Raw genomic sequence first — 22,736 nt, forward strand, 5'->3', positions numbered from 1 at the left:
ATTTTTTGATTTATGAGTTATGAATTATTCTAATTATTCTTCTCATTTTAGCCCTCTGTTCTCCAACAACGGATCGATACTTGGTTGTTTACCACGGAAATTCACGTACATATCCATAGCATCATCGATGCCGCCCGGGGTCAGTACGTATTTACGGAATTTAGAGGCAACCTCCGGGTTGAAGATATCACCCGTCTCCTTATAAGCTTGGAAAGCGTCGCAATCCAACACTTCCGCCCAGATATAGCTATAATAACCGGCGGTATATCCACCTTCCATCGTATGTCCGAAATAAGTGGAGCGGTAGCGAGACGGAATCTGACGGATCAGACCACGATCGCCCAAGACCTTCGCCTCAAATTTCTCGATATCCAAATCGGCAGGGATCTCTTTCAATACATGATAATCCATATCCAGATAAGAGGCGGCCAGATACTCCGTCGTAGCGAAGCCTTGTCCATACTTGCCACTCTTAATCATCTTGTCTACAAGGGCTTGCGGTATTACCTCGCCGGTCTGGTAATGTTTAGCGTACACTTTCAATACCTCCGGCTCAACGGCCCAATGCTCATCGACTTGCGAAGGTAGCTCCACAAAGTCACGAGGCACGTCGGACACGCCATAATAATGAACGTCGCAGAATAAACCGTGCAAGGCATGACCGAACTCATGGAATACGGTCTCAGTCTCGTCGGCTGTCAAAAGCGCCGGTTGTCCCTCCGCCGGTTTACTGAAATTAAATACGGTAGTAACCACCGGGGCTACCCGTTTCCCATCTTTATACGTTTGTGAACGGTAACCGCCGCACCATGCGCCACCTCCTTTGCCCGGGCGGGTAAAGAAATCCATATACAGCACGCCCAGATGCGTACCATCTTTATCCTTGCACTCGAAAGCGAGAGCGTCGGGGTCCGGTTTCGGGATGTCCTTGATCTCGGTAAACGTGATACCGTATAATTTATTGGCTACATAGAAGATGCCCTCACGTACATGTCCCAACTCAAAATAAGGACGCATCTCGTTCTCGTCCAAGTTATATTTCGCTTTCTTGGCTTTCTCGAAATAATAACGCCAGTCCCAGCCCTCGGCCTCGTAATTACCACCTTCCTTCTTGATCTCGGCGTTGATATCGGCCAATTCCTCTTTCGCTTTCGCCAAAGCAGACGGCCAGATTTTATCGAGCAAGTCATACACGTTCTTCTCGTTCTTCGCCATATTCTCTTCCAATACGAAAGCGGCATAATCCTCATATCCCATCAATCGGGCTTTCTCCAGACGAGCGGCAACCAGCTGCTTAACGACCTCCTTATTATCATTCTCATTATTATTGTTGCCACGATTCGTATACGCCTTGAAGATCTTCTCACGCAAATCACGCTTATCGGCGTATTGAAGGAAAGGCATCACGCTCGGATTATGGAGGGTAAACACCCACTTACCATCCAGACCATTCTCTTGGGCCGTTTGCGCCGCCTTGACGATCACGTCTTCCGGCAGACCGGATAAGTCCTCTTTATTATCGATCACTAATTGGAAATCGTTGGTCTCTTTCAGGGTATTCTGTCCGAAAGTAAGTTGGAGCATGGATATCTTCTCGTTCAGCTCACGCAACTTCGCCTGCTTATCCTCCGGCAGATTGGCTCCTCCCCGGACAAAGCTTTTATAGGTTTCCTCCAACAGCTTCTTCTGTTCCTTATCCAGATGGAAGCTCGCCTGATTCTCATATACGGATTTCACCCGGGCGAAAAGCTTGGGATTTAAGCTGATATCATCCGAATGTTTGGATAAAAGGGGATAAAGCTCACGTTCGAGCTCTTGGATCTCGTCCGTGGTATTCACACTGGATTGGCCACCGAAAGCATACATTACTTTAGTAAGCAACTCGCCACTTTGGTCTAAGGCCACGATCGTATTCTCGAATGTCGGCGCATCCGGATTTGCCACGATCGCCTCGATCTCCTTCGACTGCTCTTCCATGCCTTTCAAAAGAGCCGGCTTGTAATGAGCCACCTCTATTTGGTCAAACGGAGGCACCCCGAACGGTGTCGTATACTCCGCAAAAAACGGATTGGGTGTAGCGCCTTCCGCTACATCGCTTTTCTTTGAGGAGGAACAAGCTCCCAAAATAACCGCTAAACCTGCGGCCATAAGCGTTTTATTCATGCCATTGTTATATTAGAATTACAATGGACAAAGATAACGAAGTTTTGCGTTACAATTCTATTTCAAATTGTTATTATTTAGAATCCGGAAAAAGATTTTCACAATTCACACAAAAAAGATCCCCAAAGGGAGATCTTCCCTTCGGGGACCCAATATGCTTTCATTCAATGTTCAATCGAATCGCTCTCTATACCGTCCTCGATATTTTCATTTTCGATCGTTTCTTGTAAATCTTGAATGTCATTAGACGTGTAATCATCCGACAATACCGAATTGGTAGACATGGTCTCATCGTGAAGATCATCGCTCTCATCCCATAACGTTTTCATTATATTCTCTGGCATATCTCTTATATTTTAAAGTTATATGCCTATTCAACAACCTCGACAAAGAAATTGTTGTTCCAATAAAAATAGTTCACTAATTTTAGCGAGATTAACGCAAGAAATAATATGAATCGAATTTGTAGTCTTTTTGGTATTCAGTATCCCATCATACAGGCGGGAATGGTTTGGTGTAGTGGTTGGCGGCTAGCTTCAGCGGTTAGTAACGCCGGTGGATTAGGATTGATCGGGGCAGGCTCCATGCACCCGGAAGTGCTCCGGGAACATATCCGTAAATGCGAGGCGGCGACCGACAAGCCTTTTGGCGTGAATGTCCCGCTGATGTATCCGGAAATCGATACCTTGATGCGGATATTGGTGGAGGAAAAAGTGAAGATCGTATTTACCTCCGCCGGCAACCCGAAAACATGGACAAAGTATTTGAAGGATCATGGCATGACGGTCGTTCACGTGGTAAGCAGCTCTAAATTCGCCACGAAATGCGAGGAGGCCGGAGTGGATGCCATCGTTGCCGAAGGCTTCGAGGCCGGCGGGCACAACGGACGGGAGGAAACAACTACGATGTGCCTGATCCCCGCTGTCCGGAAAGCGACCTCTCTCCCCCTTTTGGCGGCAGGAGGTATAGGAAACGGTCAAGCGATGCTAGCGGCACTCGCACTAGGGGCCGACGGCGTACAGATAGGCACTCGTTTCGCCCTAACCAAAGAAAGCTCGGCACACGAGAATTTCAAGAAACTATGCTTGAATCTTAAGGAAGGCGATACGAAGTTATTATTAAAGAAACTGTCTCCTACCCGTCTGGTAAAAGGAGATTTCGCTACGGCAGTGGAAGAAGCGGAAGCCCGGGGAGCGTCCGTGGAAGAATTACGTGAGTTATTAGGCAAAGGACGTGCCAAGAAAGGAATCTTTGAGGGCGACCTAAAGGAAGGCGAGTTAGAGATCGGACAGGTAGCGTCTTTATTCTGGGAGGAATTATCCGTGGAAGAGGTGATGAAAGAATTGATCCGTGACTTTAAGCGATCCTTAGAGAACGTAAAAACACAGTTGTGTTCGTGAGAAAACACAACTGTATCTGTGGATAAACACAACTGTGTTCAAGAGAAAACACAGTTGTGTTCCTTATCATAATCGATACTTATACAATTGCGCCATGACCTTTTGGTATTGGTTTTGCAATTGCAGGTAGTTTTGCACGCTTTGGTAATAGGTCGTCACATCCACGAAATACTCGATCATAGAGATTTGCCCAGCCTGTATAGCCTTGTTCAACAAGACCAAGCTATTCTGCCTTTTCAGCACATCCTTATATTCATCGATAGATTTCTTTAAGGAGACAGACTGGTCATATAGCTGCCTCAACCCATTCTCTACCGTGAAAGAAGCGCTCTCCAACTGCATCTCCGTATAACGGACCTGAGCCTTCGCCTGTTTCACGTTATTACGGTTCGAGAACAACGGGATGGTAATTCCTACCAAGAAACCATTGAAACGCTCTCCACCCGAGGCGGGATTCATACGATACCCTAACTCAAAGCCGGGCAGACCTTTCGCCTTATTCACGCTCACCTGCCGAAGAGCTGTCGTCTGGTCGCTACGCAAGGTCTGTAATTGCGGATCGGATTGCATCGCCTCCGTCCGCAGCTCATCAAAGGAAAGCACATCCTTATCCGGCAAGGCGTAAACCGTATCCGTAAACTCGATAGCGATACCGCCGTTCAGGGTAGCCAGCTCCTGCAGCTTGGCAATACGGGAAGTCTCGTTCATCCGGGCCTCTGTCCGAGCGTTCAATAATTCCAGATCGATCTTGTTTGTCTCAAGGATATTCGCATTTCCTTTCTCCAAACGAGTCGCATAAAAAGCGGAAAGTTGCTCGGCGTTCCTAAGACGGGTATCCAATAGGTTCTTCTGCTGGTTCAACAGCACCAAATCTAGGCAAACCTCTTTCACCTGCAACAAGATTTGCTGACGAAAAGCCATCCCTTGACGATCCAAACCCGCGGATTTCGCCTTCGTCAGCTTATGCTTCCGGACATATACGGACGGGAAATCAAAGCTTTGGGAAGCCACGAACTCGCCCGTGAATCCCATCCCTTCTTTATTCCCCCAGAAATGCGAATAAGAGACCGAAGGGTCTGGCAAATTATTATCCAACTTCGCCTCCAGCTTCTGCGACTGGACCAACTGGCTGTTCGCCTGTAAATCCTTATTGTTCGCCTCCACGCTCCGGAGCACGTCCTCTATAGAAGTCTGGGCGGAAAGGCCGCCTGTCAATACAGACAAGGCGGCGACTATAATATATGATTTCATAAAACTTATTCTTTATTCTTGTTCATTATCAGATAAACAATCGGGATGATGAATCCGTTTAAGAACGTAGAGGTTAATAAACCACCCAAGATCACCGTCGCCATCGGGCTTTGGATCTCATTCCCGGGAAGATCGCCATTCAACGCCAACGGGATCAACGCCAAGGCGGAACTCAACGCCGTCATCAAGATCGGGTTCAAACGGTCTAGGGAACCTTGTATCACGGACTCACGCAATCCCATTCCCTCTCCACGCAAATGCGTATAGTGGCTGATCAGCAGCATACCGTTTCGGGTAGCGATACCAAACAAGGAAATGAAACCGATAATCGCCGGGATACTGATCTCGCCGGAAGTAAGCCATAGGATAATCACGCCACCGATCAACGCCAACGGCAGGTTCAACAAGATCACGCCGCTCTCCTTCACGTCCTTGAACTCATTGTACAGTAACATGAAGATCACCAATAACGACATCAATGACGTCAGCAATAAGGTACGGCTGGCCGCCGCCTCGCTCTCGAACTGGCCACCATATTCGATATGGTATCCCTCCGGCAAACGGATATTAGCCTCTACCCGATCCTGTATCTCATTAACCACACTTCGCAAGTCACGTTCCGATACATTGGCACTAATCACGATCTTACGTTGCACATTCTCACGATTGATCGTATTCGGACCGGTCACCGAACGGATATCGGCCACGTAGCTTAGCGGCACTTTCTGTCCGGCGGCATCGATCATCAGATTGCTAATATCATCCATCGTGGCACGGCTAGCGTCGGAGGTCTTCACGGTCAGGTCGAAGCTCTTGCCATCGTCGTACACCTGACTTACGGCCTCTCCTCCCAACATCACATTGATATATTCCTCGAACTCCGGCAGGGGAATGCCATATTTAGCCAGCAACTCACGTTTCGGGGTGATTGTCAACTGCGGACGCTCGATCTGCTGCTCTACCTTCAAGTCCACCAGACCCGGGATCGTTTGGATAGCGGCCTTGATCTGGTTTCCGACCGTAAACATCAGGTTCAAGTCCGTACCAAACAGCTTGATAGCGATATTCGCCTCCGTACCGGAAAGCATAGCGTCGATACGATGGGAAATAGGTTGCCCGATCTCTATATTAGCGCCGCTGATCGTAGATAACTTCTTGCGGACATCATTCATCACCTCATCCCGACTACGGTCTTGCAATTCGAAAGGAGCCTCGATCTCGGAAACATTCACGCCCAAGGCATGCTCATCCAATTCCGCACGACCGGTCTTCCGAGCCACAGTCTTTATCTCGGGTACTTGCAACAGCAACGCTTCCGCACGGCGTCCGATCTGGTCCGACTCGTCCAAGGAAATTCCCGGAAGCGAACTTACGTTGATCGTAAAAGAACCCTCATTGAACGGGGGCAAGAAACTACGTCCCAAGTGAAAGAAGATCACCAAGGCGACCACAAACAAAGCGATCGTGGTACCTAGCACCCATTTCTGGTAAGCCAACGCTAACTCCAAAGCCCGTTTATACACCACTTTCAACTTCCGGGCTATCCAAGCCTCACGCAGTTCCTTCATTCCCGTCGCTTTACGGTTCAGTAAATAGCTACAAAGCACCGGGGTCAAGGTAAGCGCCACCACCGTAGAAGCAAACAACGCCACGATAAAAGCGATACCCAGCGGAACCAACATACGGCCTTCCATACCACTCAAGAAGAACAAGGGCACGAAGCTCACCACGATAATCAAGGTAGAGTTCAAGATCGGCATACGTACCTCACGGGAAGCGTCGTAAACCACCTCCAAGGTAGAGCGTTGCTGATCCGGAGGTAAGAGCCGGTTTTCCCGGATTCGTTTATACACGTTCTCCACGTCCACGATAGCGTCATCCACCAAGGAACCGATAGCGATCGCCATACCTCCCAAGCTCATCGTGTTAATCGTCAATCCCATGTAGTGCAATACGATGATAGAGACCAGCAAAGATAACGGCAAGGCTACCAACGAGATCACCGTCGTACGTATATTCATCAAGAACAGGAACAAGACGATCACCACGAAGAAACTACCCTCAAACAAGCTCTTCTTTACATTATTAATAGAGTTATCGATAAAATGACTCTGGCGGAATATATCCGTAGAGACATGTACATCCGCCGGCAAGTTCTTCCGCAAATCGACAACAATCTCGTCCAGCTTCTCCGTCAACTTCTCCGTACTCGTATCCGGCTGTTTGGTCACGGTAATCAATACGGCCGGCTTCGTTCGCTCGGAAGCGGTTCCCAGCTTCGGGCTTTTACCGCCGATCTTGACCGTAGCGATATCACCCAGCGTAACCGGATACTCATTCACGGTCTTCACCACGCCCTGAGCGATCTCCTCCGCCTTCGAAGTCGATAAGACACCTCGGATGATGTATTCGTTCGAGAACTCATACAATACACCACCATTGGCGTTCCGGTTCATATTCCGACAAACATCCAACACCTCGTTCAACCCTACACCGTAGTGCTTCATACGAGCCGGGTCCAACAAGATCTGGTACTCCTTAATATCGCCACCGATCACGGCAACCTGCGCCACACCGCCCGTAGACAACAAACGGGGACGGATCGTCCAGTCGGCGATCGTACGTAAGTCCAACAAAGACGTGGAATCGGCGGTCAAACCGAGAATCATCATCTCACCCAAGATGGATGACTGCGGGCCTAAGGTCGGTTTACCTACGTTCTCGGGAAGGCTCTCACCCAAGACAGCCAGTTTTTCGGACACGATCTGACGAGCCCGGTAAATATCCGTACCCCAATCAAACTCTACCCAAACCACGGAGAATCCGGTGGTAGACGAGGAACGTACACGCCGCACGTCCATCGCACCGTTCACGGCAGTCTCCACAGGGAATGTCACCAAGCGTTCCACCTCCTCGGGAGCCATACCGTTCGCCTCGGTCATGATCACGACCGTCGGGGCGTTCAAGTCCGGGAACACATCCACGTCCGTATTAAACGCCGTGTACGTACCCCAGATCATCAGCAATAGCGCACAAACCAAGATTACCAACCGGTTGTGCAATGAATAATAAATTATCTTATTTAACATGCAACGTCCCTCCTATTAATGGCTATGGCTATGAGCCGGTATCGCGTTAGAAGCGGAAGACAACTTGATCTGGTAAGCGCCACGGGTCACGACCTCATCGCCCGGTTTCAATCCGGAAAGGATCTGTACCTCCGAGCCGTTATTCGCTCCCAGCGTCACCCATTGCTTCTTATAGCCTTCCTCATCCAGACGGATAAATACCGAATAAACGCCCTGCTCCTCGATAAGGGCGGAGACAGGTACGCTCAAGACATTCTCCATCGGCTTTGTCAACAAAAAGATCTCCACGAAAGAACCGGGGATAACCGCTCCTTTATTATCGAACTCGAAAGTCACCGGTACATAGAAAGAGTTCATATCGGAAGCCTTTCCATACGATAACAACCGTCCACGCAAATCAGACAATTTATAGAGAGCGTTATCATACGGAGTCATGAAATTAGCGGTTTGGATCATGGGAAGATCGTTGTAATACCTCTCAGACACGTCCGCACGCAATACCAAACGATTGTTTTGCGAGATCGTAGCCAAAGGCTGACCTACGGATACATAATCACCCTCTTTCACTTGGATGTTCTTCAAGTAACCGTTCAAGGGAGAGACTACAGACACGCCTTTCGCCGTCTGTTTTCCCGCTATCGCCTCATAAGCGACCTTGGCGTTCTCGTAATTCAAGCGGGCCTGCTCGAAATCCTTGGCGGATACGATCTTATCGCCTACCAAGGCTTGCATACGCTCGTATTCCTTTTTCGCCGTCTCATAAGCGAATTTAGCCCTTGCCGCCACGTCTCCATCCGAGAGGGCGTTGGAAGCGATACTCAACACGGCCTGTCCCTTGCGTACCGCCGTACCATCCACGAATGGCAAGCTACCAAACGAGATCACGCCGGGGACGGTAGCGACGATCACGGACTCCTCCCCCTGCGCCGCCATTACTCGTCCGCTCGTCTTAATCACATCCGTGAAAGGAGCGGGATTAACCGTTACGGTCTGCAAACCAACGGCCTCGGCTAAAGCCTTCTTAAAGACAATCTCGCCGGGATGGGTACCACCGGCCTCATGCTCATGCTCATGGTCATGGCCTTCGTGTTCATGTCCCTCATGATCATGATCGTGAGCCTCTAATTCATGATTATGCTCATCGTGTCCGGCTTGCGACGCATTTCCCGCACAACCGGCAAACAGGTAAGCGCACATCGCACCTACCAAATATATTTTCTTCATTGTGTAAAAAATCTTGATATCGTTAATAATAAATAGATAGGGGCAAGTCTGTCCTCACCCGCTCTCACAAACGAGGTATCAAGACATAGGAGGGGCACGAAGTCCCGAGGCACTCACTATCCAAGTGTCGTGCAGCGACTCAATGTAAGGGGCGTTCTCGTGATCAAGGAGCTGTCCGCAAAACGCCGGTTCAGGTGGATAAATGTAATCAAATAAGACGAGTAACGGCATCAGATGTATATCCACATCTCCATCCATAAAATGAGAAATATGCGTACTGAAATAGGCCAAGTTATGCCCGTCGCAACCGCAATCATGCGTATCAGTGCTTTTATCGCCATGCGCTTGCTCCGCGGTCAAGGATTGATAACAAGGCATCCCGTCCCGGTGATGATGGTGAGGGATAACCACAGAAAGCAATGCCAAGATGCCGGCCATCAGCACCACGTATTGTACAACCCTCTGTTTCATTTTCTCACGCATGGCACAAAGATAAGGATATTTTTCCGTTTTTTACATGAATGTTGTAAGTTTGCGGTAAATAAAAAGATAGATGAAGTTTGGAGTAAATAAAAAGGTATTATTATATACCGCCGGTTGCGTATGGATTTTCGCCGGTATCAATATCTTACGCATCGGTATCGTCACATGGTTAAACGATACCCATTATTGGTTATTCAAGATCGGGGAAGCGACCATCGTTTTCTTACTTTTCTTCAATTTGGTCTTTAAACGGCTTTTCTATAAACATTCCGAACGGATCTCCCGGAAAAACGGGAAACATTGCCCGTTCTCTTTCTTCGACGTGAAAGGTTGGATTATCATGATCTTCATGATCGCTTTCGGGATCACGATCCGTGCGCTCCATTTACTGCCGAATTCTTTCATTTCTGTATTCTATACGGGATTATCCACGGCGTTGATCATAACGGGATTCTTATTCTTGAGACAAGGAAAAACCGTTGGGAATTGAGAATTGAAAATTAAAGATACAACAATCAATAATTCTCAATTCTCAATTCTCAATTTTCAATTCCCAAGCTTTTCGCAGATCAACTCAGCCGCCTTCTTGCCGCTCATCAGCATGCCGCCAAAGATCGGTCCCATACGGAAGCTACCGCTTACGCCGTTAGCGGCCATACCGGAAACGAATAATCCCGGGTAGATCTCCTTCGTGTTCTCCACCGTCGTCTGCTCACCCAGCTCCACATTCAAGGAACGCTCGCCGATCACGCCTCCGGTCGGTGTATTCAATTGGATATCATTCTTACGGGCTACCACACGGGCGATCTCGCAATCATGCCCCGTACCTTCCAAGACAGCCTTTGCCATGATCGTCAACGGATCCACGTGCATCCCCTCACGGATTACCGGAGCCCAGTTCACTACCACACCAGCTACGGCATCGTTATGAAACACCACGTCCTCTACCGAATAGCAGTTAAAGATCGTAGCGCCCGCCTTCGTCGCCTGATAAATCAAAGCGGAAGTGGTATGTACCGAATCCATGATATACGTGCCGTTAGCACCCTCTTTATAACTTACGCCCAATTCCTTGATAATCGGCATAGCCTCTTCCTGCACCACGATATCGTTGAACATCATAGCGCCGCCCCACATACCTCCACCGGGAGCCAGCTTACGATCAAACAACGCCACCTTCTTACCGGCTTTCGCCAAGAAATAAGCGGCCACGATACCGGAAGGTCCCCCTCCCACGATCGCTACATCCACAGACAAGTTGCTCTTCAACTTCTCGAAGTAAGAGTCAATGATTCCACTTGAAACAATCTGTTCCATCTTAATAACTAATTAAAGTTTAAACATCAGGGAGCACATAGAGGTAACGCCCCCTTTATTTCCTAGTTCTACCTTATTTTCCCTTCGCCGGCATTACCCGGATCAGGTTCGATGGGTATAATCTCAGCCCGTATGACTCGGGCACCCCTATGTGAAAAGTCGGGGGCAAATGTACAAAAAATTAGTATATATGTACTCAACAGAGCCATAAAAGGCAAAAAACGCTCAGCCAAACAAAATGTAAGAAGCTTAATCTTCTTCCGACCAGTCATCAGACCAACCGAATTCTTTATCCCGGAATAATTCAGCTAATCCCGAAATCTGCTTGAACCGAAGTAACTCATTTTTATCCATTCCAATATTACGCATGATCCACTTATCAGACATCCCAGATTTGACCAACTCCGTAACAATCTCCGTCATAAGTTCCAAGTTGTGCATCCCTCGAGCCCTGTTATGGCGAATGGTTGAAGCCATTCGGTTTGAAATATCTTTCTCAATCACCGTTACAGGCAACATTCCTTTCTCACGATCATAAATCCTTTGAGATTGCTTCATAACCAGATAACGATGATAACCATCTACTATCTCATATAAATCATCCTCTTCAAGATAATAACAGACGCAAGGCATCGTATAGCCATCCTCCCAAATGGAAAGTTCCAATAATCGCATTTCCGGTGGTGCCATGATATTAGGGTTATAGCTGTTGGCTACAATTTTTTCTATAGGGACAGCCCTAACACCATATGCCGGACTAACAAAGTTTCCCATGCTTATAAAAATTATATTTGTCCATTACTTCTTTTCTCATATCCCTTTCTCGTTTTGTCTGGGAAAAACCCATATACTTACATGTATGATCGTTTTTCAAAATACAAACACACATACGTTTGTAAGTAGGGATTTCTTTAAACTCAGGTATATTGATATCATCGATATACTCCATCCGTACCGGTTTCTTATCCGTATGGTAAGCGGTACATTCTTCCACAATGATAGGAATATTAGCCGCCCGTAACTTAGCGATAGTCTCCTCACTGAGGCATCCTCCTTTTTCTCTCCAGAATTTACGGCTGACTCTTAACTTATTCAAATAGTTCTCACGAGTTTCTTCGGGTAAAGTATTTAGGAGAAAATACATATATTTCTCCCAAGAGAACCCGGCTGGGCACTTGATAGCCCTCCATCCCATAGCGGAGGTATTCCCATATATACCGGCAAAGCCAACACCGTTTACACGTCCAACCATCCTCCCCCACATGTCGGGATCGACAACTTTGTAAATGAACAGTGTGGATATCGCTTGGGATATGAATGGGCTCGCCACACGTTGCCGGGACAAAGGCACCCCTGCTTGATAATACAAATCATACAAATGATTATATGTCCAACCGAACTTTCCGTTCGCTATCCAGATATCCTGAGTTTTCCAATCATAAATAGGATATGCGTTATATATAGAATAATTCATTCTGCGAGTCCATTTATAATTAGCTAGTTTTCTGTAATTCTTATCACTATGTATGGCCCGCCACCTATTAAAACTCTCTTGGGTACGGATACCAACAAGGCAACATATACGCCGGCCCATTTTCCGTTGATACAACCAAAAAGGGAACATATTCTGAAAATCATAATCCCACATGTCCTCCTTGAAAAAGTCAAAGTCTTTCGCCCGGAGACATGAATGGGGCATCTCTCGAACCCAGATATCCCGGTACTCCTCGCTCCAAGGTCTCCAATATTGTTGAAACATAGATGTACATGTCTGGACTTTAAAAGGAACACAACAATGATAAATATCAAGGATATCGGAATTAGCGGCATAAACCTTTTCCACATATTCGGTCGTCTGGCTGTATTGAACCTCATAATCCATATGAAATACACCTAATTTTCGTCCCGGAGCGTATCTACGAATATAATCTACACACAAATTCAACAGTACACCACTATCCTTTCCGCCGGAAAAAGAGACGTATACGTAATCGAAATAATCAAAAATGATCTTCAATCTTTTCTCTGTCGCCTCGTACACATCCATTCTTCGCATCATGACTCTACCTCCGGTAAATAATGCATTTTATCATAATTTTTCCACTCAACACATGTCTGGAACTTTTTTTGTGAGAACACTTTTACATGACGTTTATGCACAACAGCCATAAGTGAAGCTTGAGATGAAAAATCCTTTATGACTTCTTCAAGAAGTTCACTCAATACCGAAGGATCATCACCACTCACGAAATAATTGTCTATAGAGTAATAGAGATGTCCTTTTTTTACAGGCATAAAACCAACAACAGCTGTTTCATGAAAGGCTATATACCAAACGTGGCTACGAGATGTTTTAAAAGGGTAATTGTTATTTTGTCGCAAAATGGCTGGATTCATGACCAAAGGTGCGACAAGTTCATATAACAATTTGTCCGTTCCCTGCAATGTCATAATTTTCATGGTCTGCACTTAATAATATTACCATGCAAATTTAGGCATTATATATAGATACCGTAGCCACAAAAACACAAAAATGTAATTTACTCTATTTATATTTAGTCACTCGCTCATAATCGATAACGCCTTTCCAATTCATACAAAAAGCGAAATCATACAGATGGCCCTCGCTATCCGTATAGCATTTCATATCCCGGGGAACATCTTCGAATTGCTCCTCCACGATACGCATATCTGCCGGCATCTGCAAAGGCAACAAAGCGGAAGGCTCGGCTTTTCCACTGATGATATCCAAGACCGCTTGGTTTTGTACACCGAAGTTCACCAGAATGGCATCCGCCGAACCCTCGAACTCGGACATAATCGTAGGCTTATCCATCTCCAAAGATACGATTACAGGCTTACCTTTCATTTTAGCCTTTGTCTCCAAAACAGAAAGCATATCCTGCTTATTAGCTGTTTTCACGGACTTACCTTTATAAGAACGGTTCGTGAAATTCTCAAACGGATCTCCCCCCGCCAAACTTGGGTTACGGGCATAGGTAGCGGTATAATCATTATACTGTAAACTGATAGGCATATAACCGTTTCCACCTTTCTCACAATCGGATTTATCATACCCCGTACCACTGTTCGGGCTCGTCATAAAGACGATGGCGAAATCCGCCTCATCGGGATTATCAACGACCGTAAGATACCATGACCGATACCCTCTACTAAAGCTTGCGCATTATTATTCCAGCGAGCCGCCACTTTCGGGCTTTGCACTCTCGTAACCAATACATGACGAACATTATCCTCGGTGAGGAATTTACGCTGCGCATCGGAAAGATCGGATGGCTGGGCTCCACTCTCATCAAAAGATTTGCCATTGTAGGTAGAAGTTCCAAACCCTTTCGAGGCACCGGGGATAGATTGATGGGCGCTATAAAGCATCAATCCGGCGATTTCCTCTGTAGATAACTGTCCGGCCAAATCAACGGCACGTTCCTCGGGCGTAAGACGCCAATCCTCATACGGATCAAGCCGCCCGTTCCGATTCAGATCTTTGAAGGCATATCCGTCAACAGTAAGAAGTCTCACCCCCGAATTGGCGGAATATCCTAATACAGCTCCTTCTTGCTGGGTAACGATACGGATAGAATCTTTCTCCACCTCCGTCCACTTCGTGCCCGAACAAGCACAGGTGGAAACTAACAAGGCGCCCAACATACCATGGGTCAGCCGAACAGTAATAAAAGGTTTTCGCATACTTTCTTAGTTTTAATAGGTTAATCTCTATTCAATAATGGTTTCTCAAGAATACGATTTATCCGAAATGAGGCGGACGCTTATTCAATCTGCGCTCGATAAAGCTTTTCATAAATTCCACGGTCTCGTCGATCCCTAATACGGATACATCGATCGAGAAATTATAAGAAGAGGCCATTCCCCATGTCTTATTCGTATAATAATTATAGTAAGCCGCACGGGATTTATCAGTCTTCTCCATCATGTTCTTCGCCTCTTCCACCGTCACACCATGCCTTTCCACGGTCTTTTGGACCCGGCTCTCCACTGAACTATGGATAAAGAAGCTCAAACAAGCCGGATCATCCCGGAGGATATAATCAGCGCAACGCCCTACCAAAACACACGACTCAGTCTCCGCCAATTTACGGATAGCGTCACTCTGTATCTTAAAAAGACCGTCATTAGACAAAATATCATTATAAGGCGTAAACATCCCTCCCATAAAAGAAGAATACCCCATCGTAAAAGCGTACGATAAACCACTGGAGGCACGTTCGTCCGCCTTCTCGAAAACATCCTCGCATAATCCACTCTCACGGGCCGCCACGGTAATCAGTTCCTTATCATAGTAACCGATACCCAACTCCTTCGCCAAACGTTGTCCGATCTCGCGGCCACCGCTTCCGAACTGGCGGCCTATCGTCAATATGATTTTATTATCCATAGATTTCAAGTTTAATTCAACCATTTACAAACGTACAAAATTATTTTTAAAGCCACGATAATAATATAATAAACACTAAAACAAAAAATAATCAAAGTTTATACTTACATTTGTTTTCGAATAAATTTAGTACACTCAATTTATCATGAATAACATTCATTCCAATACAACATTTCTTAATGAGGCTATAGACAAGAAGACCGATGTAGAAGATGAAAAGACCGACTTGATTTTGGCCAATATGATTGATTTGCGAAAAACGATGTCGGATGTATTGTCACTTCTTCTTGGAGCCAAAAAAAACTCGGTTATTGACCAAGCGCTATTCCGCATCTTACAATTTTTCGATGTGGATCGGGTGTATATCGGAACATTTGACGAACAAACTCATACTGTTGATTTTACGAATGAAGTTACTTGTGATGGCATTATCTCTATGCGAGAGGATTTACTGCGTCAACTCCCGCAAGACGAGATTCCTTGGTGGTACGACAGTATCAAAAAGGGCATGGATATCGTTATTCATGATGTCTCTAAAATGCCGGAAGAGGCGAAGAGTGAGCAGCATCTTCTGATTTTGCAAGAGGTTTCATCCTTATTAGTCATCCCTATTTTCAAGCAAGGCAAACCATCCGGATTTATCGGCTTTGATTCTGTAAAAAAGAAACGGAACTGGAGTGCCTTAGATATAGAGAACTTACATATGTTGGCTGATATCCTTTCCATAGCCATTGAAAGAGGGGAAGTTCAAGGATTAGTAGAACATACGGCTATGCAAGTCATGAAAAGCGAGACGAAGTTTAAGATCATTTTCGACAAGATGCCTTGGGGCGCCGAACTTTATGATGAGAATGGAGTGTTGGTAGATATCAACCAAGCGGATCTCGATATTTTTGGTGTTACCCGTGAGCAGGCCGTGGGACTGAATATGTTCGAGAATCCTAATATCCCGAAATATGTAAACCAAAGCCTCAAAAACGGAAAAGATATATTCTTTCCTCTTAATTATGATTTCAAGGTTGCTTCTCAAAACGGCTATTACGATAGTCATCATGATTCTAAAACAAAGCATCTGTTGGTAAAAGGAGTCACATTAAAAGACTCTCTTGATAATATATTCGGCTATATTTATATTGTATTCGACGATACCGAGAATCACATCAAGCGGGAACAAATCGAAAATAGCCTAGCCCGGCTAAAAGTATCGGTAGATACCGGGGATTCCATTCTTTGGGAATACGATGTAGAGAATGATAAATTGACCGTAGATTTTGGCCTCAATGAAGACATTAATAATAATGAGGGGCTAAAAGCGATTCATGATTACAACTTCAAGAATCAAGAAGACTATAAATCCTCAATCCATCCGGATGATTTTGACCGGGTATATAATAAACAGTTCAAACCTCTCCTGCAAGGGAAGATCAATAACTTCGTAGCGGCCTACAGGCGTATCCTCAATGGCAAAACATTCTGGTTCAACTCCAATGTACGCTCCTATAAATTCAACGATGACGGAACGCCTAACAGGATCGTAAGCTATACCTCCAACATAACCCAGCAACGGGAAAAGGAGATCGAGCTAATCAAGGTAAAGGAAGCTGATAAATTGAAGTCCGCATTCTTGGCGAATATGAGTCATGAGATACGCACGCCGCTGAACGCTATCGTCGGGTTCTCAAATATAATCGCCGAGATTGATGATGAGGTAGAGCGTCAATCTTATTTAGATATCATTCATAAAAACAATGATTTGCTACTGCAACTGATCGATGATATCCTTGATTTCTCTAAAATCGAGGCGGGAACCATGGATTATCATTTCGAGGAAGTGGACATCAAGGATATATGTGGCGAAATCGCATTGGCAGACTCTATAAAGATGCCTTCAGACGTGGTTCTTATCTTTGATCTCGGCTCCCCATCCGTAATCGTTAAAACCGATGAGCGGAGGGTTATGCAAGTGATATCTAATTTCGTGAATAACGCTATCAAATTTACCACAAAAGGAAGTATCACGATTTATTATGAGATAGAAGGGGATTTTATCCGAGTCTGCGTGAAAGATACAGGTATCGGTATCTCCGCGGAAAACCAAAGACGTATATTCGAGCGATTCATCAAGGTAGATACTTTCCAGCAAGGTACGGGATTGGGATTAACCATCAGCCGAACCATTATCGAGGCATTAGGAGGTAAAATCGGCGTAGACTCTGAAGAAGGGGTGGGTTCCACTTTTTGGTTCACTCTGCCTTTGGACACAAAACGGACTGATATTGAGCTTTCACCGGATATCCCCGTCCAATCCGAAGAAACGCCCCGTTCAGATAGGCATCATTCCATCTTAATCGCCGAGGACGTTTATGAGAATTATTTCCTTTTGGAAACCTTGTTTGGCAAGCAATACCAACTTTATCATGCGCTAAACGGGCAAGAGGCTATCGATATGTTCGAGACATATCATCCGGACCTAATCCTGATGGACATAAAAATGCCGGTTATGGACGGATTCGAAGCGACTCGCAGAATCCGCACCTTATCCAAGACCATTCCGATCATAGCGCTCACGGCATTCGCTTTCGAAAGGGAAAAGGAGATCGCCAAACAATGTGAATTCACGGATTATGTAGTGAAGCCCATTGATATAAAAGAACTAAAGAAATTAATCGCTAAGGTATTGGCATAAAAAAAGCGTGTTGCGACAATCGCAACACGCTTTTTATTTACTTAGGCATCGGAGCGGCAGAAGGAGGAGGCGTTCCCAATCCCCATTCCTTATTCGCTTTCGGCCCCATCTCTAACTCTAACAAACCACCGGCGGCGATATCGCTATGATTGAACCAAGGCTGGTTCAAGGTTACGCCGTTCAACTTAGCGGATTGTACGTATTTATTCTCATCGGACGCGTTATTCGCACGGATCTCGAACGTATTGCCGTTACCCATATCCACTTTCACGTCGGTAAACATCGGGCTACCGATATTATAGGTAGGAGAACCCGGAGTCACCGGATAGAATCCCATCTGACTGAAGACAACGAAAGCGGACATACCACCACCGTCCTCATCACCCGGTACACCCATCAAATCATTGCGGAACCATTGATTCAATAAGGTACGGATACGTTTCTGCGTCATCCAAGGCTTACCCGCATAATTATACAAGTACGGGATATGCAAGCTCGGCTCATTCGCCATAGAGAACATACCTACGTTACCCGTATGATCCGGAAGCGTGGAATAGAATTGCCATTTAGACATACCCAGCGGCGTATTGAACATGGAATCCAAAGCAGAGATAAACGCCTCATTGCCTCCGATCAAAGAGATCAAGTCACCGATATTATGCTGTACGTCCCAACGATAAATATATCCGTTATTCTCATCGTAATAATCACGGGCACCCAGACCACCATCATAACGGTAATCCAATGGATAGATAAACTTGCCATCCTTATCTTTCGGATGGAAGAAACCTGTCTCCGGATTAAATACGTTCCGGTAATTGTAAGAGCGACGCAAATAATAATCCGCCTCGTCTTTCTTTCCCAATTCTTGAGCGATCTGGGACAAGCACCATTCATCATACGAAGTTCCTAAAGTCACGGCGATCGGCTGACGTTTTTCCCAAATGGATACGTTAGGCACCGTCTCTTTCTCTCCCGGTCTCAACGCGGGAATATAGCCATGTTCCTTGTAGAAATCGTCCAACCAACCGGCGGGAGCGGCAGACCACGGGATCAAGGTCTTTTCCTCGATACCTTTCTTACAAGCGATATAAGCCTTTTCCAACTCAAACCCACGCAAGCCCTTGCGGTAAGCGTCGATCACGGTAGCGACGGCATGGTTTGAGTTCATACGGCGTGTATCTCCCGTCACCTCCGGGAAGGTAGGCATCCAGTCGGTACCCATCTGCTCCGCCATCAGGAGATAAGAGTTGATGATATCGTTCTCACGCTCATTATCGATCAAGACACGCAGGGGATGCGTAGCACGGTAGGTATCCCAAATCCAGTCGTCCGTATAGAAAGGCCGTCCGCCATCCTCATGGATCTTTCCGTCGAAAGCGCTGTAATAATGTCCGTCCTCGCTCAAACAAATCGGGCGTTCGTAGCAACGATATAAAGATGTATAGAATACGGTCTTCTCATCCTTGGTACCGCCTTGTACTTGTATTTTACCTAAAGCGTCGTTCCAATCGTTGCGGGCGATCTTCGCTACCACATCCACGTCGTAAGCGGCGATCTCACGCTCCAGATTCTTCTTCGCCTGTTCCTCGCTGATAAAAGAGATACCGTAGCGAACGCCAAGTTTCTTCACGTCCTCCCCGAAGGAAAGGGCGATAGCGGCATTGGTACCTTCCACGGAGGTCTCGTTATAGTTGACACTGCCGTTTGACAATACACCCGCTTTCACAGGCTTCTGGTTCGTCTCGGCATATAAAAAGACTTTCGTTTTCTTATCTATATATTGATAACCGCTTACGGAATTACCATTTACTTGTAGCTGTCCGTTACGGCTGTTAAATACCAGATAAGCCGGTCCCTCTTTCTCGAAAGTGAGCGAATATACGGCACTTTGATGGGACGGGGCGAAGTCCACGTCGATTTCCTCATTATCCAGATATACCTGATAACGGTACGGCAAGATCTTCTCCCGGTCATAGCTATAAGCGATCACGGGTCGCAAGCCGGATTCGTCACCTTGATAAGGGCATAAATTGAACGCGGAACGCTCACGATGGTTTGTCACGATAATAGGCAAACCGCCCAGACGGTCGCCCGTGAAGTCCGCACGCTCCGGATATACACGTAGCATACTGTTCGGCAAATGCACGGTCGGGAAAGTAGGCACCAATAAATGGCTGATGTTTCCCATATAAGGATTCACGTAATCCACCGGGTCCATCGCCGAAGGAGAAGTCCCTCCCCCACCGGCGCATGACACCCACAGGAAAGCGGAAGCCAAAAGGGCCATCGAAGTTTTAAGCTTTGTCTTCATTTTGTCGATTATTAATTCGTTAATTATTCTTTGCTTCTCAGCCGGGTACTTTCCCGGCAATCCGTGAGACGTTGTCTCACGGGTAACAGAGCTAACCGCTCACTAGTAAGGGAGCTATTTACTCAGCCGTCTTCGGACGATTTTCCGGGGCAGCTCCGAACTCCTTATTCGGTGTACTTCCCATCACAAAGGTAAGATTCCCTCCCTTCACGATATCATCATACAAGATATAAGAATTGTTATAAGGTTTACCATTTAACAACACGGATTGGATATATACATTCTCCTTGCTGTTGTTCTGGGCTACGACCTCGAAAGTCTTACCCTCCGGCAAATGAACGGAAGCCTTATCGAATAACGGGCTACCGAACACGAACACGCCATTGGAAGGATTTACTTGGTAAAATCCCAAGGCAGACATGATATGCCAAGCGGACATCTGGCCACAATCCTCGTTTCCGATGATGCCCTCCGGTTGGTCGGTATAGAACACATCTTGGATGTAACGAACTTTCTCGGCTGTCTTCCATTGCTCGCCGGCGTATGGATAAAGGTAAGTGACATGATGGCTCGGCTCATTTCCATGGGCGTACATGCCGATCAACCCACTGATATCCGGAGAGGCGTTCTCTCCTAACTCACCTTCCACCAAGAACAAAGAATCCAGTTTCGAGATAAACGGAGCGTCGCCACCCATCAACTCGATCAAGCCTTCCGGATGCTGGGGCACGAAGAATGTATAATGCCAGCCATTTCCCTCACAGAAATCGCCTACGCTATGTATGGACTGGATCGGATCGTACGGCGTACGCCAGCTGCCATCATTCATTTTCGGACGGATAAAGTTGATATCCTTATCGAAATACTGCGTATAATATTTACCACGTTTCAAGTAATTTTGGTAATCCTCCGTCTTGCCCATTTTTTTCGCCATCAAGGCGATACCCCAATCATCAGCGGCATATTCCATCGCGATAGAAGTAGCCTCACGTACCTTATCACAAGGGATATAGCCTTTTTCCAACACGTACGGCACCCCGTTTTGCTTCTCATAGACAGATGAAGCAACCATATAACGATACGCACGGTCGGCGTCAAAGCCGGTAAAACCTTTCAGATAGGCATCTGCGATAATAGGCACAGCGCTATATCCCGGCATTTGGTCCGTCTCACCACCAATCAACGGCCAGATCGGTAATTTCTCTTGCTGGTCGTAAATGCTTAACATCGAGTTCACCAAATCCGACACATATTGAGGCTTGATAATCGTGAACAACGGATGCAAGGTACGATACGTATCCCATAGAGAGAAAGTGGAATAGTTCTTCCAAGTATTGTTCGTATACACCTTATCGTCATGGCCACGGAAATCGCCATTCGCGTCGCAATACAACGTCGGAGCGATAAACGCATGGTACATGGCGGTATAGAAAATCTTCTTGGCACGCTCATCTTTCGTATCGATGGAGATACAAGACAATTGGTCATTCCATTTATCGATAGCCTCGTTACGAACCTCGTCGAAATCCCAATGAGAAAGCTCCGTACGTAAGTTAGCCAAGGCATTCTCACAACTTACGGAAGAGATAGCGACCTTTACCAAGGCGGTCGGGGCATCTCCCTTAAAGGTAATCACTCCCTTAACGGACTCGCCCGTCAACTCATCATTACCTGCGGCCTCATCATCGTTGAATACAGCCAAAGACTCGATCGGCTGATCACATTTCAACGTAAAGAATACTTTGTGACGTGGGCTCCAACCTTTGGAAAAGCGGTACCCCTCGATCGTGTACTCATCAATCTTCTTCAAATAAGTGTCATACGCTTTATCACCGATACCCTCCTTCAAGTTGATCAAGAGGCGATGCTCGCTTCCCGACGGATACGTATAACGATGTAAGGCTACACGCTCGGTCGCTGTCAACTCCGCCTTTACGCCATTATCCATCAGCAAAGAGTAATATCCCGGAGCTACGGCTTCGTTGGCATGTTTATAATAGGAAGAAACGGCTCCCTCTATATTATCTTGCTCGCCACGGGCGGTACGTACCTCGCCCGTATAAGGCATCAGAAGGATATCCCCCAGATCAGAACATCCGGTTCCGCTCAAATGCGTATGACTAAATCCGATAATGATACTATCGGAGTAATGATAACCGGAACACCAGTCCCATCCCTTAAAAATATTCTGAGGACCTACTTGAACAGCTCCAAACGGAACGTTCGCCCCGACAAATACGTGTCCGTGTTCTCCCGATCCGATATAAGGATCTACATATGCGGTAAAGTCTGTCTTGTTTTCCATCTTCTCCGGTGTAGCACAGGAGTATGCGAAAAATGTCAGGCATATCGCTATGCCTGACATTAATGGTTTATGAATGAAATTCATCTTAAT

18 protein-coding genes and 1 riboswitch are annotated in these 22,736 nt (G+C 46.3%); of the genes, 3 read left to right on the forward strand and 15 right to left on the reverse strand.

The window, feature by feature from the left end:
• Positions 1–42 precede the first annotated feature (42 nt).
• Together NBH07_RS04190 and NBH07_RS04195 are read right to left on the reverse strand one after the other, a co-directional pair.
• A complete protein-coding gene (locus tag NBH07_RS04190; RefSeq protein ID WP_009017180.1) occupies positions 43–2,163 on the reverse strand; it encodes a M3 family metallopeptidase in 2,121 nt (706 codons plus the stop codon).
• A gap of 164 nt (positions 2,164–2,327) precedes the next feature.
• Positions 2,328–2,507: a hypothetical protein gene (locus NBH07_RS04195; protein WP_005857938.1), complete on the reverse strand. Its 180-nt coding sequence runs from the start codon at positions 2,505–2,507 to the stop codon at positions 2,328–2,330.
• A gap of 108 nt (positions 2,508–2,615) precedes the next feature.
• On the opposite strand from NBH07_RS04195, the gene NBH07_RS04200 reads away from it, so the two are divergent.
• Positions 2,616–3,563, forward strand: a complete 948-nt coding sequence (locus NBH07_RS04200; protein WP_057329172.1) for an NAD(P)H-dependent flavin oxidoreductase — start codon at positions 2,616–2,618, stop codon at positions 3,561–3,563.
• A 66-nt stretch (positions 3,564–3,629) separates the two neighbouring features.
• Here NBH07_RS04200 and NBH07_RS04205 read toward each other — a convergent pair whose 3' ends face one another.
• From NBH07_RS04205 to NBH07_RS04220, 4 genes are all read right to left on the reverse strand, one after another.
• The gene (locus NBH07_RS04205; protein ID WP_009274978.1) at positions 3,630–4,814 is read right to left on the reverse strand and encodes a TolC family protein; all 1,185 of its coding nucleotides are present in this window, start codon (positions 4,812–4,814) and stop codon (positions 3,630–3,632) included.
• A 5-nt stretch (positions 4,815–4,819) separates the two neighbouring features.
• Complete coding sequence (locus NBH07_RS04210; protein WP_022192393.1) at positions 4,820–7,903, reverse strand: efflux RND transporter permease subunit; 3,084 nt, start codon at positions 7,901–7,903, stop codon at positions 4,820–4,822.
• A gap of 15 nt (positions 7,904–7,918) precedes the next feature.
• Positions 7,919–9,127: an efflux RND transporter periplasmic adaptor subunit gene (locus tag NBH07_RS04215; RefSeq protein ID WP_005857946.1), complete on the reverse strand. Its 1,209-nt coding sequence runs from the start codon at positions 9,125–9,127 to the stop codon at positions 7,919–7,921.
• A 78-nt stretch (positions 9,128–9,205) separates the two neighbouring features.
• Complete coding sequence (locus tag NBH07_RS04220) at positions 9,206–9,610, reverse strand: DUF6769 family protein (protein WP_005857949.1); 405 nt, start codon at positions 9,608–9,610, stop codon at positions 9,206–9,208.
• 70 nt (positions 9,611–9,680) lie between these two features.
• On the opposite strand from NBH07_RS04220, the gene NBH07_RS04225 reads away from it, so the two are divergent.
• Positions 9,681–10,100 carry a hypothetical protein gene (locus NBH07_RS04225; RefSeq protein WP_005857951.1) on the forward strand — a complete coding sequence of 140 codons (420 nt, stop codon included), beginning with the start codon at positions 9,681–9,683 and terminating at the stop codon, positions 10,098–10,100.
• Positions 10,101–10,156: 56 nt separating this feature from the next.
• Here NBH07_RS04225 and NBH07_RS04230 read toward each other — a convergent pair whose 3' ends face one another.
• The 7 genes from NBH07_RS04230 to NBH07_RS04260 all read right to left on the reverse strand — a co-directional run bounded on the left by NBH07_RS04230 (position 10,157) and on the right by NBH07_RS04260 (position 15,341).
• Positions 10,157–10,927 carry a sulfide-dependent adenosine diphosphate thiazole synthase gene (locus NBH07_RS04230; protein ID WP_005857953.1) on the reverse strand — a complete coding sequence of 257 codons (771 nt, stop codon included), beginning with the start codon at positions 10,925–10,927 and terminating at the stop codon, positions 10,157–10,159.
• Between the two features lie 62 nt (positions 10,928–10,989).
• Positions 10,990–11,086: riboswitch (TPP riboswitch) on the reverse strand.
• Positions 11,087–11,176: 90 nt separating this feature from the next.
• Positions 11,177–11,701: an IbrB-like domain-containing protein gene (locus NBH07_RS04235; protein WP_005857955.1), complete on the reverse strand. Its 525-nt coding sequence runs from the start codon at positions 11,699–11,701 to the stop codon at positions 11,177–11,179.
• Entirely contained in the window at positions 11,685–12,986 is a 1,302-nt protein-coding gene (locus tag NBH07_RS04240) for a DUF3440 domain-containing protein (RefSeq protein ID WP_005857957.1), read from the reverse strand. The genes NBH07_RS04235 and NBH07_RS04240 overlap by 17 nt, the downstream gene beginning before the upstream one ends.
• Positions 12,983–13,387, reverse strand: coding sequence for a hypothetical protein (locus tag NBH07_RS04245; RefSeq protein WP_005857959.1), 405 nt, complete (start codon positions 13,385–13,387; stop codon positions 12,983–12,985). The genes NBH07_RS04240 and NBH07_RS04245 overlap by 4 nt, the downstream gene beginning before the upstream one ends.
• 85 nt (positions 13,388–13,472) lie before the next feature.
• The gene (locus tag NBH07_RS04250) at positions 13,473–14,030 is read right to left on the reverse strand and encodes a glycoside hydrolase family 3 C-terminal domain-containing protein (protein WP_005857961.1); all 558 of its coding nucleotides are present in this window, start codon (positions 14,028–14,030) and stop codon (positions 13,473–13,475) included.
• A complete protein-coding gene (locus NBH07_RS04255) occupies positions 14,027–14,635 on the reverse strand; it encodes a hypothetical protein (protein ID WP_009017177.1) in 609 nt (202 codons plus the stop codon). Before NBH07_RS04255 ends, NBH07_RS04250 begins: the two co-directional genes overlap by 4 nt.
• Before the next feature lie 58 nt (positions 14,636–14,693).
• Positions 14,694–15,341 carry a cytidylate kinase-like family protein gene (locus NBH07_RS04260; protein WP_005866440.1) on the reverse strand — a complete coding sequence of 216 codons (648 nt, stop codon included), beginning with the start codon at positions 15,339–15,341 and terminating at the stop codon, positions 14,694–14,696.
• A 145-nt stretch (positions 15,342–15,486) separates the two neighbouring features.
• Here NBH07_RS04260 and NBH07_RS04265 point away from each other — a divergent pair, with 145 nt between their 5' ends.
• Entirely contained in the window at positions 15,487–18,027 is a 2,541-nt protein-coding gene (locus tag NBH07_RS04265; protein WP_122380303.1) for a hybrid sensor histidine kinase/response regulator, read from the forward strand.
• A gap of 37 nt (positions 18,028–18,064) precedes the next feature.
• On the opposite strand, the gene NBH07_RS04270 is transcribed toward NBH07_RS04265, so the two are convergent.
• The gene (locus NBH07_RS04270; protein ID WP_250833466.1) at positions 18,065–20,341 is read right to left on the reverse strand and encodes a GH92 family glycosyl hydrolase; all 2,277 of its coding nucleotides are present in this window, start codon (positions 20,339–20,341) and stop codon (positions 18,065–18,067) included.
• Positions 20,342–20,459: 118 nt separating this feature from the next.
• Positions 20,460–22,730 carry a GH92 family glycosyl hydrolase gene (locus tag NBH07_RS04275; protein ID WP_009017174.1) on the reverse strand — a complete coding sequence of 757 codons (2,271 nt, stop codon included), beginning with the start codon at positions 22,728–22,730 and terminating at the stop codon, positions 20,460–20,462.
• Between the last annotated feature and the right edge of the window lie 6 nt (positions 22,731–22,736).

Origin of the sequence: Parabacteroides sp. B2-S-102 (genome assembly GCF_023656665.1) — a bacterium.
In the GTDB taxonomy this organism is placed as follows: Bacteria; Bacteroidota; Bacteroidia; order Bacteroidales; family Tannerellaceae; genus Parabacteroides; species Parabacteroides distasonis.

Bases quoted from the DNA above. Each gene is read 5' to 3' on its own strand.
- NBH07_RS04215 (WP_005857946.1), bottom strand. From the start codon at position 9,127: ATGAAGAAAATATATTTGGTAGGTGCGATGTGCGCTTACCTGTTTGCC.
- NBH07_RS04240 (WP_005857957.1), bottom strand. From the start codon at position 12,986: ATGATGCGAAGAATGGATGTGTACGAGGCGACAGAGAAAAGATTGAAG.
- NBH07_RS04225 (WP_005857951.1), top strand. From the start codon at position 9,681: ATGAAGTTTGGAGTAAATAAAAAGGTATTATTATATACCGCCGGTTGC.
- NBH07_RS04205 (WP_009274978.1), bottom strand. From the start codon at position 4,814: ATGAAATCATATATTATAGTCGCCGCCTTGTCTGTATTGACAGGCGGC.
- NBH07_RS04195 (WP_005857938.1), bottom strand. From the start codon at position 2,507: ATGCCAGAGAATATAATGAAAACGTTATGGGATGAGAGCGATGATCTT.
- NBH07_RS04190 (WP_009017180.1), bottom strand. From the start codon at position 2,163: ATGAATAAAACGCTTATGGCCGCAGGTTTAGCGGTTATTTTGGGAGCT.
- NBH07_RS04250 (WP_005857961.1), bottom strand. From the start codon at position 14,030: ATGACGAGCCCGAACAGTGGTACGGGGTATGATAAATCCGATTGTGAG.
- NBH07_RS04220 (WP_005857949.1), bottom strand. From the start codon at position 9,610: ATGCGTGAGAAAATGAAACAGAGGGTTGTACAATACGTGGTGCTGATG.
- NBH07_RS04270 (WP_250833466.1), bottom strand. From the start codon at position 20,341: ATGAAGACAAAGCTTAAAACTTCGATGGCCCTTTTGGCTTCCGCTTTC.
- NBH07_RS04275 (WP_009017174.1), bottom strand. From the start codon at position 22,730: ATGAATTTCATTCATAAACCATTAATGTCAGGCATAGCGATATGCCTG.
- NBH07_RS04255 (WP_009017177.1), bottom strand. From the start codon at position 14,635: ATGCGAAAACCTTTTATTACTGTTCGGCTGACCCATGGTATGTTGGGC.
- NBH07_RS04210 (WP_022192393.1), bottom strand. From the start codon at position 7,903: ATGTTAAATAAGATAATTTATTATTCATTGCACAACCGGTTGGTAATC.
- NBH07_RS04260 (WP_005866440.1), bottom strand. From the start codon at position 15,341: ATGGATAATAAAATCATATTGACGATAGGCCGCCAGTTCGGAAGCGGT.
- NBH07_RS04235 (WP_005857955.1), bottom strand. From the start codon at position 11,701: ATGGGAAACTTTGTTAGTCCGGCATATGGTGTTAGGGCTGTCCCTATA.
- NBH07_RS04265 (WP_122380303.1), top strand. From the start codon at position 15,487: ATGAATAACATTCATTCCAATACAACATTTCTTAATGAGGCTATAGAC.
- NBH07_RS04245 (WP_005857959.1), bottom strand. From the start codon at position 13,387: ATGAAAATTATGACATTGCAGGGAACGGACAAATTGTTATATGAACTT.
- NBH07_RS04200 (WP_057329172.1), top strand. From the start codon at position 2,616: ATGAATCGAATTTGTAGTCTTTTTGGTATTCAGTATCCCATCATACAG.
- NBH07_RS04230 (WP_005857953.1), bottom strand. From the start codon at position 10,927: ATGGAACAGATTGTTTCAAGTGGAATCATTGACTCTTACTTCGAGAAG.